Source organism: Paenarthrobacter sp. TE4293, from assembly GCF_050435325.1.
Taxonomy (GTDB): domain Bacteria; phylum Actinomycetota; class Actinomycetes; order Actinomycetales; family Micrococcaceae; genus Arthrobacter; species Arthrobacter nitroguajacolicus_C.
The window spans coordinates 1-15946 of record NZ_JBNJRY010000007.1 but is presented as its reverse complement, the minus strand read 5'-3'; the positions used below and the strand labels follow the sequence as shown (position 1 = coordinate 15946).

The window sequence follows — 15946 nt, the reverse complement described above, 5'->3', positions numbered from 1 at the left end:
GCCACCAGCCCCAAGGCGCTCTCCTTGGTGTTGGTGGCTACGGCTGTTAACAGGGTTACCAAGAAGCGTTCGACGCCGCCGCCCGCCTCAGGCCCTCAGCAAGCCTTTGACCGCCTCACCCATGATCCGGGCACCTTCCGGGAACGCGCCCGGGTTGGGCCCGGCGTAGTTGAGCCGGATGTACGGTCCTTCGGGTTCTGCCGGGAACCATTCCGTGCCTGCTGCGATGAGCACCCCGGCCGCCTCGCAGTCCTTGGTGAGTTGCTCGACGTCGAAACCATCCGGCATGCGCAACCACAGGTTCAGGCCGCCTTTGGGCAGGTGGCTGAGGTGCGCCTGCGGAACATGCTCCCTGAGGCTGGTGACCAACAGGTCCCGGCGGGACTGCAGCTGATGGCCGATGCCGCGAAGGTGCGTCTGCCACCCGGGCTGCGTGACGACGTCGAGCGCTGCAGCCTGAAGCAGGCCGCTGACGTACATGGACTCGGCAGCCTGCGCGCCCATGATGCGTTCGCGCGCGGGACCCCGGGCGATGATCGCTGCGACGCGGACGGACGGCGAAACACTCTTGGTCAGTGACCGGATGTAGACAATATGGCCGGAATCGTCCTTGGCTGCGAGCGGAACGGACGGAGCCGTGATGCCGAAGTCGTGCGCCCAGTCGTCCTCCACAAGAAACGCTCCGTGGCGCTGGACGATCCGCAGGACCTCCTCCCCGCGCCCGGCCGACCATTGCGCACCCGTGGGGTTGGCGAAGTTGGGCTGCCCATAGAACATCCGCGCGCCGGATTCCTCGAACGCCCTGTCCAGTTCCTCGGGATCGGGGCCGTCCGGGCCGCTGGGAACGGGAATGACGTTCACGCCGGCCTGGCCGGCGGCCAGCAGCGCACCCCAGTAGCTGGGCGATTCCACCAGCAGCGGCTGGCCGTGGCCCACCAGCCCGCGGAATATCGAGCTCAGTCCGCTCTGGCTGCCGGGAAGCACGACGACGTCGCTTGGCTGGGGCGGGGTGACGCCCACCGGCGTTGAGGTGCTGAGCTCCTGCGCGAACCAGGATTGCAGTTCCGGAAGGCCCTGTGCGGGAGGCCGGGACAGGGCGGCGTCTCCCCTTGCGGCACGCGTCAGTGCCGCGCGGACCAGCCGTTCCGGGAGAAGTTCGCGGTCGGGGTAGCCGGAGTGGAACGCAATGACGTCGTTGGAAGCGCTCCGCATGGCGGCAGAGTTCAGGGGTCGCGCCGTTTGGGCTGACCGCAGGGCTGCTGTTTGCCAGCCGTAGTCCGCGGGCCTTGCCGTGCGGTAGGCCCGTACGAAGGTCCCGACGCCCGGACGGCTTTCAATCAGCCCTTGTGCCGTGAGTGTCCTCAGGGCCTTCTGGACTGTCACCGGGCTGGCTTGGTACTCGGCAACGAGGTGGCGGGTTGACGGCAGCTTGGCCCCCGGAGCTGCGTCCGCAATCCACTCTTTTACTCGCGCGACTATTCGGGAACTGCTATCGTTATTCATGAGTCACAATAGTAGCGCTACTACACTTTCGCGAACAGTGGTATCCACCCGGACATCGACCGGCATCTGGTGGGGCCTCCTCGGCGTCGTTGCCTTCTCCTTCACCGTTCCCCTCACCCGGGTGGCCGTGGAGGGCATGTCGCCCCTGTTCATCGGAGCGGGCCGGGCTGTTGTTGCCGCCCTTCTCGCAGCACTCGCCCTGGCCTTCACACGGCAGCGGCTTCCCCATGGAACCCAGCGGATCCGCCTGGCCGTGGTGGCCGGCGGAATTGTGGCGGGATTCCCCCTGCTGACGACCTTTGCGCTCACCAGTACCTCCGCAAGCCACGGAGCCATCGTCATTGCGCTGCTGCCTGCGGCCACGGCGACTGCTGCCGTGATCAGGGGACGTGAACGCCCGCGGCTGCTCTTCTGGATGCTCACGGCCGTGGGCGTTGTTGCCGCCCTGGTCTTTGCCTTGGTCCAATCCGGCGGCTTTGGCTCCCTGCACTGGGCCGACCTGCTGTTGCTCGGGGCCGTGATTGCGGCAGCCATTGGCTACGCGGAGGGCGGCTTGCTCGCCCGCGAACTCGGTTCATGGCAAACCATCTCGTGGGCGTTGGTGGTGGCTGCCCCCGTCATGATCCTGCTGACGGTGGTTTCCCTCAGCTCCGGCATGCCGCATGCGACCCCGCTCCAGTGGTTGTCCTTTGCCTACCTGGGGGTGGTCAGCATGTTCCTTGGCTTCTTCGCCTGGTACCGCGGCCTGGCCATCGGGCCCATGGCGCAGGTCAGCCAGATCCAACTCGTCCAACCCGTCATGAGCATCGCGTGGGCCGGCCTCCTCCTGGGCGAGCCGATGACGTGGACCACCGTAGTGGGTGGCCTCGCGGTCATCGTCTGCGCCGGCGCCGCCGTCCGCGTCCGGCTCAGGAAGTAGGAACCCATGTACACGCCGGCACACTTTGCCCCATCCCCCGAAGCTGTTGAATCGCTGCTCCGGCACACCGGGGCTGCCAACCTTGTCACCATGACCGGGGACGGCTTGCTCGCCACGCTGCTCCCCTTCGTCTACGAACCCTCGATCGGGGAGCACGGCGCCCTGCACGCGCATATGGCCCGCAACAACACCCAGTGGTCTTCAGCTGCAACCAGTGAGGCCCTCATGATCGTGCAGGGCAACGACGCCTACATCTCGCCGTCCTGGTACGCCTCCAAAGCCGAACATGGCAGGGTGGTGCCCACCTGGAACTACTCCACCGCCCATGTTTACGGCGAGTTGGTGATCCATGACGACGCCGGCTGGTTGGGCCGGCACGTCCGACGCCTCTCCAACCAACATGAGGCCGGCATGCCCAAACCCTGGACCGTTGATGAAGCACCCGAGCGGTTCATTGCCGGGCAGCTGAAGGCGATTGTCGGCGTCGAACTTGTCATCACCCGGGTGGAAGCGAAGACGAAGCTCAGCCAGAACCGGAACGCCGCGGACGTTGACGGCGTCATTGACGGCCTGCGGGCCGTGGGAAACCCGGCGAGCGCGGCCGATGTGGAACAGGCAAGGACCTCGTAGACTCGGCGCATGCGCGAGGTTGCTTCGGAATCCCCCGGGCCCAGTGGGTCACTCCACCATCTTGAGATCTGGGTACCGCATCTTGACCGTGCCCGTGAGGAATGGGGGTGGCTGCTGGGCGAGCTCGGGTACCAGCCATTCCAGGAGTGGCCCACGGGGTGCAGTTGGAAACTCGGCGGTACGTACATTGTGGTGGAATGTTCGGACGCCATCACCGGGACCGCGCATCGCCGCACTGATCCTGGCGTCAACCATGTGGCGTTCCACGCGGGGTCCAGGGAGAACGTGGACCGGATCCGGGCGTTGGGCGGGGACGCGGGCTGGTATGAGATGTTCGAATCCAAATATCCGCACGCCGGCGGCCCGAAGCACTACGCCGCGTACCTGATCAACACGGACAGCTACGAGGTGGAGCTGGTCGCGGACTAGCTACGTCGGCGGGACCGCCGGACGCCACATGGCTACCCGCGGCCAGTGGGTCAGGCCCAACCCGGCCTCGTGCTCCATCAGGCGGGTCAACTGCGGACCCCAGCTTCCGGCGTCGAGCACCTCGAAGCCGAGGCGGCGATAGTACGGGGCGTTCCACGGCACATCCCTGAAGGTGCTCAGGGTTTGCCGCTGCATTCCATGCCCCCTGGTCCACACGCGGGCGGCGTGCAACAGTTCCCTGCCCAGGCCTTGGCGCGCGTAGTCGGGATGGACGCTGACTTGTTCAACGTGGCCTGCACCGTCAACGATGTCCGCCAGGAGGTACGCCACCGGATAGTCGAGCCCATCAACGTAAACCCATGCGCGACCGGCCACGGCATAACCGTGCAGCTGATCTACGGTGAGGGGCTCGTCGTCCGCGACCAAGTCCATCCCCAGAGCCCGGAAAGCCTGGCCCGCGGCACGCTCGATGTCCTGCATGATCAGCAGATCGTCCGCATGCGCGAGCCTGATCATTGCCGGGCGTCCAGCGCCGGGGGTGCCTGGGCCACCAGGAATTCGTTGCGCTTCTCGATCAAGTTTTGCATGTAGCGGCCCAGGACCAGCTTCTCCACCAAGCGGCCCAGCGGTCCGAAGGGGGCAGCGAATTCGATGGTGTCCACCATGAGTGTGCCGCTGCCGTCGGGCCGGAACTCATGCGTATGGCGGAGGTACTTGAAGGGGCCCTTTACCTGTTCGTCAGAGAACGACGCCGGTGCCTCCATCCGTGTGATGCGGCTGGTCATGCGGAACCGGACTCCCAGGTGCCAGGCCTGCCAGGTGACGGTCTCGCCTTGGGAGATCAACCCGGTGGTGACGCCATCCACTGCCTTCTCACGGCTCTTGGTCATGGACCCCACGTGGGCGTCGATGTTGCGTGAAAGATCGAAGAGCTCCTGCGGCGGCATGGAGGAGCGGGTGCGGCAGACGAAAGCGACGGGCATACCTTGATCTTCCCAGACCTTCCCGGCTCCGTGTGCCCCATCTCGCTACGGCTTGTGACCGGGCTTATGGCGGCACAGATGGCCATCCTGATAATTTTCAAGGGAGTCCCTCGATGATTGGTGGTGTTCCCCTGTGCCCGCAATCATCGCCCATGCCCGCGAACTCCACCGGCTGGGCCCGGCCAACAACGATCGCCTCTCCGCCGTCCGCGTTGCCCTGAGCGTCGCAGTACCGGCTTTGTTCCTCATTCTCATCGGCCGCCCGGACCTCATGATGTACGCCGTGTTCGGTGCGCTGACCGGGATGTACGGCCGGAACGAAACGCATCAGCTCAGGCTCAAACACCAAGCCCAGGCTGCCCTGTTCCTGGTGGGCGGGCTGGCCATCGGAGTGTTCCTTTCCGTCAACCACATCCACTCGTGGTGGCTGGTGCTGGTGGCCACCCTGTTCGCCGGAGCTGGATCCCTGTATGCGGATGCCGTACGCCTCAAGCCCATCGGCCCGTTCTTCGGCATCCTTGCTTTGGGTGCAAGCGCTTCGGTGCCAACCAGCGTCCCGTTCACGACGGCGGTGCTCATCGGGGCTGCGTCCGCCGCCTTCTCACTCCTGGTTGGCTTTGTTGGCTGGTTCCGCCACCGGCGGTGGGTCGCCGGCGCTGCCCGTGACATTCCGGTCCTCCGCGGCCCGCTCCGGCAGGCAGCCTTGGTCCATGCTGCGAGGTATGCCCTCGCGGTCAGTGCCGCCGGAGCCATCGGCGTCCTGAGCGGCAGCGGTCACCCGCACTGGGCCATGGCCGCCGCAGCCGTCCCCCTCGCCGGGGCCGACCTCCCCAGCCGCGTCCACCGGGGCATCCACCGCATCGTGGGGACGTTCCTCGGGTTGGCGGTGGTCGCCGTCGTACTGTTTCCCGGTCCGCTGTCGCCGCTCCAGTACTTCCCGGGTCAGGCTGCCGTGGTCCTCGCGGTGCTGGTGGTCCTCTGCCAGTTCCCCACTGAGCTGTTCATGGCCCGGCACTACGGGTGGGCCATGGTGTTCTTCACCCCGGTGATCCTGCTGATCGCGCAACTCGCGGCCCCCATGGATCCGGGCGTGCTGGTGATGGAGCGGGCCATTGAGACGTTCGTAGGAGCCGTGGTTGGCATTGCGGTGGCCGTGCTGGTGCGGGCGCCTCGGAGCCGGGCTTAGTTCCTGCCCGCGGGTTGTTACGGTTCCAGGGGCCTGCGTGGCGGCCCCGACGTCAGTTTTGCCGGCAGGACCCGCGCGAAGAAGCTGACCACTTTGTAGCGCCGCGTCGGGATGGAAACACCCTTGCCCTTCGCGTTGTCCTCAAGTCCTTCCCTGACCACCCGTTCGGCGGTGAGCCACAGGAACCGGGGAGCCACGGACTTGTCCATGCCCATGCGGTCGTGGAACTCCGTGTGCGTGAAACCCGGGCAGACAGCGGTGACCCGGACGCCCGACGTGGCATAGGTGGTGTTCGCCCACCGACTGAAGGTCACCTGCCATGCCTTGGCCGCGGAGTAGGTGCCACGGTTGGCGAACGCGGCAACACTTGCCACGTTGATGATCCGGCCCTTACCGCGCGCCAGCATGACTTCCAGTGCGGCGTGGCACAGCTCCATGGGCGTTTGCACATGGAGGCGAAGATGGCGCCGTTCCTCGTCAAGATCGTTGAGTTCAAAGGACTTCAATAGCCCAATGCCGGCGTTGTTGACCAGGACGTCCACCGGTCGGGCAGCGTTCCGGAGGCGCTCCGCCACCGCTGAAACCCCGACGCCGGTTGTGAGGTCGGCGGGAAGGACCTCCGCCGAGATACTGAAGTCGCGTTCGAGCTCACCGGCTTTCTCCTTCAGCCGTTCTTCGTCGCGGGCCACCAACACCAGGTGATGGCCCGCTTCGGCGAGCTGGCGCGCAAATTCAGCGCCGAGCCCGGCGGTGGCCCCGGTAACCAGGGCGGTGAGTTCATTGGCTCGTGTCGTCATGCGCCAAGACTAGTAGGCGGGTCCGCAGAATTGCGTCCGGCCACTGGGATAATCTGATTGAAACGATGCAAAGGATTCCACATGGTCAACGACGCCCTTTCCCCGCAGGACGCCCTGCTCCTCAACAACAACGGCGCTTGGTGCTGGTTCCAGGACGAACGCGCACTGATCGATCCCGCCAACAACACGCTGCTGGTCGGCTCCGTGGCTGCACCGGAGGGGCCTGGAGGCTCCGATCGCGGCGGCAACATTGAAGTGACGGTGATGGACCTGGCTACCGGCGAGCGAAAAGTCCATGTCCTGCACCAGCGGTTGGAATCCGATGACCACAACGCCCCGGCCCTGCTGATCCGGCCGGATGGCCGCTACGTAGCCATGTACGCCAGGCACAAGACGGACAACTACTCCCGATGGCGGGTTTCGGCCCGTCCGCATGATGCTTCAGAGTGGGAACCGGAGCAGCAGTTCGACTGGACCGAACTCGCCGACGGCCGCGGCGCCACCTACTCCAACCTGCACTACCTGAGTTCCGAGGACCGGGTTTACAACTTTGTCCGCGCCATCAACGATGACCCCACGCTCATGATCTCCGCGGATGACGGCAGCACGTGGAGCTACGGCGGCAAGCTCTTCACGCGCCCGAAAATCGGCTACGTCAACGGGTATACCCGGTACGTCAGCAACGGAACGGACCGCATCGACCTCATCACCACGGATCACCATCCGCGCGACTTCAACAACAGCATCTACCACGGCTACATCCACAAAAATGCGCTTCACGACGCCGAAGGCAACGTGGTCAATCACCCTGTGATCGACTCAGAAGGCATCAACCAAGCGTCGCTCACCACTGTTTTCCAGGCCGGAACAACGCTCGACGGCGACGTCCTCACCCACGGCTGGACTACTGACCTGCGCCGGCAGGGCCCGGAACTCGCGGCGATCGTCACCTGCCGGGCCAACGACGTGAACGGTCCGCTGCGGCGGGAGCAAATGCTCGACGTCGACGATCACCGCCTGCTGTACGCGCGCTTCGATGGCGCAGGCTGGGAGCTGCATCCGCTCGCCGTCGCCGGCCCTGGCCTGCTGCCGCACGAACAGGACTACACGGGACTGGGCGCGGTGGACCCCAACGACCTGAACCGCGTGTATATTTCCACGCCGGTGGATCCCCGGACGGGCGTGGGCACCGCGCGCTACGAGATCTATTGCGGCATGACGTCCGACGCAGGCTCCGGCTGGGTGTGGGAAGCAGTGACCGAGGACTCCGCGGTGGACAACCTGCGGCCCATGGTGGTGCCCGGCGATCCGTCAGTTCACGCAGTCTGCTGGTTCCGCGGCTCGATGAAGTCCTCGCAGTCCTACGAAACGGAAATTGTGGCCCTCATTTCCTCAGCGAGGGGTTAGCCTCCGACTCTTTCAAACCTGAAAGTGCCACCAGCCAACCCCTCGCGGGGTGGCCTAGGCGAACTTCGCCAGGGGGTTGGCCAGGCGGCCTGCCATCTGGAGCCCGCCGGAGGGGTCCGAAATGTCCAGCATCTGTTGGTTGTTCCGCAACTGGAGCCGGTTGAGGCAGGACAGCTCAAAATCGGCGGCAAAGAGGTCGTGCATGGCGAACTGGTCCGCAAGCTCCGGGTGGCGCTGCTGGTATTCGCGCAGCACGGCTGCGGCAGTCCCCCAGAACTCGTCCTCGCGCAGCGTTCCATCCTCCACGAGGATCGCCCCGAGGAAACGGAAAATGCAGTCAAACACGTCGGTGAAGATGGCCAACACCATTTCTTCGGCGGGAATCCCGGCCTTGATGCGGGAGACCTCTTCCGGAAGGTCCAGCCGGTCCCCCATGACCACGATTTCCTCGGCGATGTCCTTCATGATGGCCCGGACCGGAACACCGTTCTCCAGGATCAGGATCACGTTTTCGCCGTGCGGCATGAACGCGAGCTCGTACTCGTAGAGGCAGTGGACCAGCGGAACAAGATAGGCCTCGAAGTAGCGGCGCAGCCACTCGGTGGGTGCCAGCCCGGAGCGCTGGATGAGGGCGGAAACCACGGAGTTTCCCCCAGCATCCACGTGCAGCAGCGACGCCATGGTGGCCAACTGCTGCCCGTCCCTAAGCAACGGCAGTGGACTTTCCCTCCACAGCGCCGAGAGCATCTTGCGGTAAGGCGACCCCTTGGCCGAAGCGGCCTCGTAATAGTGGTTGTGGTACCCGATGGCTGCCGATTCGCGGATCATGGCCAGGCCCCGGTTCTGGAGCTCCTGGTCTTTGCTGATCAGTTCCTGCAGCCAATCGTTGATGGCCGGCGTCGCCTTCATGTACTGCGGTGACAAACCACGCATGAAGCCCATGTTCAGCACGGACATCGCCGTCTTGACGTACGCCTTCTCCGGATAGTCGGTGTTGAAGAACGTGCGGATGGATTGCTGCGCCTGGTAAGCATCCTCACCGGCGCCGAGGTGGACAATGTGTCGCTGGGCGATTTCTGCCGCGAACGTCACGGTGAGCTTGTTGTCCCATTGCCACGGGTGCACCGGCATGAGGAGGTAGTCCTCCGGGTCCAGGCCCGACGCGGACAGCTCAGCGTTGAACCAATCAAGCGTGGCCGGCCCCAGCTCGGCCTCAAAATGCGTCCGGTAGTCCAGTCCGGCGCTGGAGGTGAAGACTGCCTTGCTGCGATGCACTGCGATCCATTGCAGTTTCACCGTGGCACCGGTTTCCGGCGCGAACGCGTGGTAGTCCGCAATCCCGAAGCCCAGCCGTCCGTTGTTGGCGACGAAGCACGGGTGGCCTTCCGTCATGCTGTGCTCAATAGCCTGGAAGTCCACGGCCCGGTCGATACCACCGGTCACACCGGCAGCCAACTGTGCTGAGCTGAACGGCTTGCCCTGCTTGTACGCATGGCCCGCCAGCGTGCTGCTGACTTCTTCCAGGTATACGGGCAGCATTTCCTGGCGGATGGCCAGCGCCTCATGAAATTCGGCGATAAAGTCCAACGCGTCCACGGGAAGCTCTTCGCCGTCCCGCAGCCGCGAGATGGAGTCCCCGGAGACAGACCAGTGGTCCAGTTGGAGCACCCGTGCCCGGAATCGGTATTCGGTGCTGTCGTCGTCGCTCACCACCTTGTAAAGGCCGACGCCGTTGCCCTCCTCCCGGATCAGCTCCGGAACCAGGATGCGCTCATGCGAGAACTCGGCGATGGCTTTCCGGACCAGGTGCCGGTTGGCGATGGCCCAGCGCTCAGGGGTCAGGTGGGACACCGGAGCGGCGACCTCGTTGGCGGTATCTTCAGGGGTGGTGGCGGTGGTGGTCACAGGGATTCTCCTCTGGTCGCCGCGACGGGCGCGGCCATAACCGGGGTCAAGGTGGCGAGGAAATCCTCGCGCGTGCAGAAGCTCAGCAGGCCCTGCTTATGGTCTTCGGCGGGATCGACGGCGGGCAGGGTCACCACACCGTGCGGTCGGAAGCCCACCTTCTCGTTGAGCACATGGATCTTGTGGTTGCGGGCGTCAGGTTCGACGACGATCCGCTGGGCTGCGGGGTCCGCGAACAGTTCCGTCATGACGGACTGCATGACGGCGGTGGTGTAGCCCTGCTGCGGGTTACCGCTGGGCGGGGACACCAGAAGGTGCATGCCAATATCACCGGGCTGGACCTCGTAGACGTCCGCCAGCGGTGACGACTCGGGACGGTACCGCTCCATCAAGAAGGCGGGAGCGCCGTCGTCGAGCCCCAGGAACGCCTGGTGGTGACCTGATTCGGCGATCTTTGAGTATTCCTCCACAACGTCCTGCTCAGTGGAGGCAACCATGCCCCAGAACCGGGCGTACTCCTGGCTGACCCAGCTGTGGAGGACAGGTGCATCCGCTACGGGATCGACGGGCCGGAATGTGAAACTCATACGTTTGCTCCAGCGGTTTCGGGGACGTCGGCAGGTTCTGCGGCAGCCGCCGGAGCGGGCGCGCCAAACTGCTGGAAAGCGATGCTGCGTTCGATCGGGTAGACCTCACGCCCGGTGACTTCCCGCAGGATGCAGGAGTTGCGGTAGGCAGCCATGCCAAGATCGGGCGTCACAAATCCATGCGTATGCAGTTCGGCGTTCTGGACGAAGATCTCGCCCGGTTCAACACCGGTCCCATAATTGCGCTCGACGTCGAAACGCCCCTTGGCGTCACGGCGGATCCGGTCCTTGATACCGCCCAGGAAAGCGGGCTCCTGATAGGTGTAGCCGGTGGCCAGGACCACGGCTTCGGACTCCAGGCTGTAACCGCGGCCATGTTCCTCATGGCGCAACTGGAGGGTGTGCGTGCCGCTGGCGGCGTCCCACTCTGCGGCAATGAGGGACGAGTGCGTATGCAACTGGGTGTCCACCAAGCCGGACAGGCTCTTGGCGTACAAGAGATCATAGATGTCGTCGATCAGGTCCGAGTTGATGCCCTTGTACAGGTTCTTTTGGCTCTTGATCAGCGAATCGCGCTGCTCGCCCGGGAGTGAATGGAAGTAGTCAACGTACTCCGGCGACGTCATCTCCAGCGTGAGCTTGGTGTACTCCAACGGGAAGAAGCGACCGGAGCGCGTCACCCAGTTGAGCTGGTAGCCGTGGACATCGATTTCCTGCAGCAGCTCGTAGTACAGCTCGGCGGCACTCTGTCCGCTGCCCACGATGGTGATGCTGCGCTTGGACTGCAGCTCACTCTTCCTCGACAGGTAGTCTGCGTTGTGGAGGACGAGTCCGCCGGCCTCGACAATCCCAGCACAGGAATCGGGAACGTAGGGTGACGTGCCGGTGCCCAGGACCAGTTTGCGGGCGCGAAGCACCTCAGCGCCGTCCGGACCCTGCACCGACAGGCGGTACACGCCGTCGTCGTACGTCACATCCAGCACATCCGTGCTAAAACGTACGGAGTCCAGCTGGCCGGCCACCCACTGGCAGTACTGGTTGTATTCGGCCCGCAGCGGGTAGAAGTTCTCCCGGATATAGAAGCGATACAGGCGGCCCGTCTGCTTCAGGAAGTTCAGGAAGGAGAACGGCGACGTCGGATCAGCCAGCGTTACAAGGTCCGCCATGAACGGCACCTGCAGGTGCGCCGGCTCGAGCATCATGCCCGGGTGCCAGTCGAAGGATTCGCGGCGGTCCACGAAAACACAGTCAAGGTTGTCGACAGGCTCACTCAGCGCGGCCAGGCCCAGGTTGAAGGGCCCGACGCCGATGCCGGCGACGTCGTAGATCCTGGCGTTGTCTTGGGTGCTCACGCTGCAGCCTCCGTAGTGTTCGCCAGCAGGCCGTTGCCCGTCCGACGGATGAGTTCGATGATTTCCTGGATGTCCCTCAGGCTCGCCTCGGCGTTGAGGAGGGTGAACTTGAGGTAGTGGCGGCCAGCCACCTTGGTGCCGGCAACCACGGCCTCGCCGGAAGCGAAGATGGCGGCGCGGATGGCGGGGTTGAGGGCGTCAGCCGCGTCCTCGTCCAGCTGGACGCCGTCGACCATGGGGCGGTAGCGGAACACCAGCGTGCTCAGCTGGGGCTCGGCTGCAAGTTCGAATTCGGAGTCGTCAGCCAGCAACGTTCCTACCCGTGCGGCAAGGTCGATAGCTTCGTCGAACAGCGCGCCGATGGCGTCTGCACCCATGATGCGCAGCGTGAGCCACAGTTTCAGGGCATCGAAGCGACGGGTCGTTTGGATGCTCTTGTCCACCTGGTTGGGGATCTCCGCCTTGGCGGCGCTCTGCGGGTTCAGGTAGTCGGCGTAGTAGGTAACGTGCGCCATCATGGCACCGTTGCGGACCAAAACCGCACTGGAGCTGACGGGCTGGAAGAAGGTCTTGTGGAAATCCACGGTGACAGAGTCGGCCAGGTGAATGCCGTCGAGGAGGTGGCGGTGACGGCCGGACACGATCAGCCCGCCACCGTAGGCGCCATCCACGTGCAGCCAGGAATCATAGGCGCGGACCAGCGCAGCCAGCTCGGGCAGCGGGTCCACCGAACCGAAGTCGGTTGTACCGGCAGTGGCCACGACCGCCATGGGCACCAGCCCGGCGTCGTGCGCTTCGGCCAAAGCAGCCGCGAGAGCGGTGGGGTCCATGCGGTGGTCGTCTGTAGTGGGTATGGCGATGACGGCATCAAAGCCGAGTCCCAGCATGGACGCAGACTTCTGGATACTGAAGTGGCTGTCCGCGGACGTAAAGATCCGGAGCCGGTCCAGCAGGTGCGGCAGGCGTGCGTCGCCATTCGTCGTGCGCAGTTTGGCGACGGCGTGGTTGCGGGCAATCAGCAGCGCCTGGAAGTTGGACTGGCTGCCGCCGGACGTGAACACGCCATCAGCTTCGTCCGTGAAGCCGATCCGCTCCGCCGTCCAATCGATAAGACGGCGCTCGATCATGGTGGCACCCGCGCTCTGGTCCCAGGTGTCCATGGAGGAATTCACGGCCGAGAGCACAGCTTCACCCACCAGCGCAGGGATGACCACCGGGCAGTTGAGGTGTGCCGCGTAACGGGAATCGTGGAAGTAGATGGCGTCCTTGAGGTAGAGCCCGTCGAGTTCCTCCAAAGCGGCAGCCGTGTCCGGCAGCGGGCGCTCAAGGTCGACAGCGCCAACTTTGGCCTTCAGTTCTGCATGCCCGACGCCGGTAAACGGCTGGGAGGTCCGCTGCACCTTGGTGGAGACCGCATTGACACCCTGAAGGACCTGCGCGACGTAACTGGGTGAATTTCGAGCATTGAACAGCTGGTTGGTGGCAGCGAGGGCCAGTTCCACTTTGGAGCCGAAGTCCTGCTCCTGAGCGATCCGCTCTTCGACACTAGGTGACGTCACGTCAGCTTCCTTCCATTGCATTGGGGTGCTTATTAGCAAGGTAAGCCTTACTTAGGTAAGCCTTTCCGTCAAACTTTTGTGACCTATTTCGCTTAGAAGACGGTTTCTCGCGTTTTTACCGTCGGGTAGCGCGTCATTGACTTTCCTTGACGTCGTTTTGGGTGCAAAATGGCACTCTTTTCGGCCACGAAGTGTCGTCAAGTTGCCACGCTCGGTTCCCCCCGGGCTTCGCGACCACCGGAGTAGAGTGCTAGGACTATCCGCTGTCAACGGTTGGGGGACCATATGAAAGACCACGTCCACGAGCGCATTGGCTTCCGGGAAATCGACGAGCACGGCAACGCCGTACAGGCCGTCAGCCCGCATGTGCCGGAGCCTGTTGAGCCGGACCGGAAACGTCTGACCCTCAACCCGTTCATCATCGCTCTCTGGGCGCTGGATGCCGGACTGGCGTGGTGTGGGTTGTGGGCTCTCACCAGTGCGGTCGGCGCGATGATGGGTTCGACGTCCGCCCAGTCCGCCGAGACAGCCCAAGTGAACTTCATCATGCTTTCCCACGCGCCCTACGCACTCCTTGCCGTTGTGCTGATCACTGCGGCCCTACTCTTCTGGCACGCAGTTCAGTGGCAAAAAAAGCGGCCGACCAAGTAGTGGATACCTGATCGACCGCTTTGCGTGGTGCTAGCTTGAGCTTTCTGGTTACAAGACCGTGGCCCCCAGGACGCACTTGATCTCCGTGGCAGGCTTGGTCACCTCTGCGTTGGCTACCCAATCGAGGGCCTCGCCTGCTGCGGCGTCCTTGAACGTCTGCTCCCCGCGGGCCAGGACTGCCGAGGTCTTCGGGTCCACCCAACTGACGGTGATCTTGACTGTGCCCTTGGTTCCCTCAGGAGGAGTCACGGTCCCCTTCGCCGTCACCTTTCCCTGGGCAGTATCGCAGGACGTCATCGTGGTGGCCTCGATGATGCCGGTGCCCGGGTTGGCAGGTTTCGCCTCGCCAGTGGTGGCGGCCTGGGTTGTAGTTGACGACGGCGACGTCCCCGCCTCATTGCTCGGGGACGACGAACAACCGGCGAGTGCGGCTGCCGAAACCAGCACCCCCGCAATGCACGCAACAGTCTTCTTCATGGTGTGGCTACCTGGTTCTTTCTGGGTTGTACGTTCGTTGAAAATGCGCGGCAACCGGGGTTGGGGCCCCGATTGCCGCGCACTTTTTGTCCTATGCCTCGGAACGCTTGCGGCGTCCAACGAGGAACAGGACCAGCCCCGCGCCAACTACCAGCAGGCTGATGGGCAACACGGTGAGGACAGCTCCCGTGCTGGCCAAAGGACCTGAAGGCTGGCTCGGAACTACCGGCGGGAAAGTCACAACAGCACTTGCAGGTGGTGTGGTGACCGGGGGTCCCGTCGGAGGTGTACCCGTTGCGGTCGCCGTATTGGCGACCTCACCGGCATTGATATCCGCCTGGGTGATCCCATACGTTGCCGTCGCGGTCACGGTCTCGCCGGGCAGCAGGGTCCCTGCTACGCCGGGCCAGGTGTAAGCCAGAGCCGAGAGGCCCGGCATCGGATCGTTGATGGAGACGTCCGTCAACGGGACGTTTCCGGTGTTCTTCGCGGTGAACGTGTACGTGATCACGTCGCCCACCTGGGTGGGGTCGCCCACGGCCGAGGCATCGGCCGTCTTGGTGAACTCCAAACCTGCCGTCGGGGTCAACGGGGTGTCCGTTTCACCTGGAGGAGGCGTCACCGGAGTACCGGTGGGAGGAGTGCCGATGGTGGTTGCCGAGTTGGCAACGTGACCGGCATCGATGTCGGCCTGGGTGATGGCGTACGTTGCCGTAGCCGTCACTGTTTCACCGGGCAGCAGTGCTCCTGCAGCTCCGGGCCAGGTGTACGTCAATGCCGAGAGGCCGGCCAGCGGATCCGTGATGGAGACGTTGGTCAGGGTCACATTGCCGGTGTTCTTGGCCGTGAAGGTGTAGGTGATCTTGTCACCTGCAACTGTGGGGTTCTGAACAGCCGAGACGTCCGCAGACTTGGTGAACTCCATCGCCGCAGCCGGAGTCAACGGGGTATCCGTTGTTCCCGGAGGAGGCGTCACAGGAGGACCAACGGGCGGAGTACCGGTGGTGGTCGCCGAGTTGGCGACATGACCGGCGTCGATATCCGCCTGGGTGATGGCGTACGTTGCCGTAGCCGTCACCGTCTGACCCGGCAGCAGCTCGCCGGGGGTACCCGGCCAGGCGTAAGCCAGTGCCGACAGGCCCGCCAGTGGATCGCTGATGGAGACGTTCTTCAGCGTCACGTTGCCGGTGTTCTTGGCCGTGAACGTGTAGGTGATCAGGTCACCTGCGACGGACGGATCATGAACAGCCGAGGAGTCAGCCGACTTGGTGAACTCCATCGCCGGAGCCGGAGTCAACGGAGTATCCGTGGTTCCCGGCGGAGGCGTCACAGGAGGTCCAACGGGCGGAGTACCGGTGGTGGTCGCCGAGTTGGCGACGTGACCGGCGTCGATATCCGCCTGGGTGATGGCGTACGTTGCCGTAGCCGTCACCGTTTGGCCTGGCAGCAGTGTTCCTGCAGCTCCTGGCCAGGTGTAGGTCAGCGCCGAGAGACCAGCCAGCGGATCCGCGATGGACACGTTGGTCAGGGTGACGTTGCCCGCGTTCTTCGAGGTGAAGGT

Annotated in this window: 16 protein-coding genes; 6 read left to right on the top strand and 10 right to left on the bottom strand. The window is 64.2% G+C overall.

The features are described from left to right. Window positions 1-87: 87 nt before the first annotated feature. Window positions 88-1503, bottom strand: coding sequence for a PLP-dependent aminotransferase family protein (locus QF015_RS14670; protein ID WP_310203608.1), 1416 nt, complete (start codon window positions 1501-1503; stop codon window positions 88-90). On the opposite strand from QF015_RS14670, the gene QF015_RS14665 reads away from it, so the two are divergent. The 3 genes from QF015_RS14665 to QF015_RS14655 are packed head-to-tail and all read left to right on the top strand — an operon-like array spanning window position 1502 to window position 3481. After that, a complete protein-coding gene (locus QF015_RS14665) occupies window positions 1502-2422 on the top strand; it encodes a DMT family transporter (protein ID WP_429389887.1) in 921 nt (306 codons plus the stop codon). The two genes, QF015_RS14670 and QF015_RS14665, sit on opposite strands and share 2 nt — an antisense overlap. Before the next feature lie 6 nt (window positions 2423-2428). Next, a complete protein-coding gene (locus tag QF015_RS14660; RefSeq protein WP_429389885.1) occupies window positions 2429-3052 on the top strand; it encodes an FMN-binding negative transcriptional regulator in 624 nt (207 codons plus the stop codon). Between the two features lie 9 nt (window positions 3053-3061). After that, the gene (locus QF015_RS14655) at window positions 3062-3481 is read left to right on the top strand and encodes a VOC family protein (protein WP_429389883.1); all 420 of its coding nucleotides are present in this window, start codon (window positions 3062-3064) and stop codon (window positions 3479-3481) included. On the opposite strand, the gene QF015_RS14650 is transcribed toward QF015_RS14655, so the two are convergent. Together QF015_RS14650 and QF015_RS14645 are read right to left on the bottom strand one after the other, a co-directional pair. After that, a complete protein-coding gene (locus QF015_RS14650) occupies window positions 3482-3997 on the bottom strand; it encodes a GNAT family N-acetyltransferase (RefSeq protein WP_429389881.1) in 516 nt (171 codons plus the stop codon). Beyond that, complete coding sequence (locus QF015_RS14645; RefSeq protein WP_310203623.1) at window positions 3994-4464, bottom strand: SRPBCC family protein; 471 nt, start codon at window positions 4462-4464, stop codon at window positions 3994-3996. The genes QF015_RS14650 and QF015_RS14645 overlap by 4 nt, the downstream gene beginning before the upstream one ends. A 133-nt stretch (window positions 4465-4597) precedes the next feature. Here QF015_RS14645 and QF015_RS14640 point away from each other — a divergent pair, with 133 nt between their 5' ends. Next, window positions 4598-5650: an FUSC family protein gene (locus QF015_RS14640; RefSeq protein ID WP_310203626.1), complete on the top strand. Its 1053-nt coding sequence runs from the start codon at window positions 4598-4600 to the stop codon at window positions 5648-5650. 17 nt (window positions 5651-5667) lie between these two features. Here the strand turns inward: QF015_RS14640 and QF015_RS14635 are convergent, their stop codons facing one another. Then, a complete protein-coding gene (locus tag QF015_RS14635) occupies window positions 5668-6447 on the bottom strand; it encodes an SDR family NAD(P)-dependent oxidoreductase (protein ID WP_429389878.1) in 780 nt (259 codons plus the stop codon). Window positions 6448-6528: 81 nt separating this feature from the next. Between QF015_RS14635 and QF015_RS14630 the strand changes: the two genes are divergently transcribed. Further along, window positions 6529-7854, top strand: coding sequence for a BNR-4 repeat-containing protein (locus tag QF015_RS14630; protein WP_429389875.1), 1326 nt, complete (start codon window positions 6529-6531; stop codon window positions 7852-7854). A gap of 54 nt (window positions 7855-7908) precedes the next feature. Here the strand turns inward: QF015_RS14630 and QF015_RS14625 are convergent, their stop codons facing one another. From QF015_RS14625 to QF015_RS14610, 4 genes are read right to left on the bottom strand one after another with little or no spacing between them, the layout of a single operon-like run. Next, window positions 7909-9759, bottom strand: a complete 1851-nt coding sequence (locus tag QF015_RS14625; RefSeq protein ID WP_429389873.1) for an IucA/IucC family protein — start codon at window positions 9757-9759, stop codon at window positions 7909-7911. Further along, window positions 9756-10346: a GNAT family N-acetyltransferase gene (locus QF015_RS14620; protein WP_310203638.1), complete on the bottom strand. Its 591-nt coding sequence runs from the start codon at window positions 10344-10346 to the stop codon at window positions 9756-9758. Before QF015_RS14620 ends, QF015_RS14625 begins: the two co-directional genes overlap by 4 nt. Continuing rightward, window positions 10343-11698 carry a lysine N(6)-hydroxylase/L-ornithine N(5)-oxygenase family protein gene (locus QF015_RS14615; RefSeq protein WP_429389870.1) on the bottom strand — a complete coding sequence of 452 codons (1356 nt, stop codon included), beginning with the start codon at window positions 11696-11698 and terminating at the stop codon, window positions 10343-10345. Before QF015_RS14615 ends, QF015_RS14620 begins: the two co-directional genes overlap by 4 nt. Then, a complete protein-coding gene (locus QF015_RS14610; RefSeq protein ID WP_429389868.1) occupies window positions 11695-13257 on the bottom strand; it encodes a pyridoxal phosphate-dependent decarboxylase family protein in 1563 nt (520 codons plus the stop codon). Before QF015_RS14610 ends, QF015_RS14615 begins: the two co-directional genes overlap by 4 nt. A 285-nt stretch (window positions 13258-13542) precedes the next feature. Here QF015_RS14610 and QF015_RS14605 point away from each other — a divergent pair, with 285 nt between their 5' ends. Next, window positions 13543-13908, top strand: coding sequence for a hypothetical protein (locus tag QF015_RS14605; RefSeq protein WP_429389866.1), 366 nt, complete (start codon window positions 13543-13545; stop codon window positions 13906-13908). 48 nt (window positions 13909-13956) lie between these two features. Here QF015_RS14605 and QF015_RS14600 read toward each other — a convergent pair whose 3' ends face one another. Next, entirely contained in the window at window positions 13957-14385 is a 429-nt protein-coding gene (locus QF015_RS14600) for a hypothetical protein (protein ID WP_429389864.1), read from the bottom strand. 91 nt (window positions 14386-14476) lie between these two features. Continuing rightward, the coding region (locus tag QF015_RS14595; protein ID WP_429389862.1) for a DUF7507 domain-containing protein at window positions 14477-15946 on the bottom strand (1470 nt) is incomplete at its 5' end.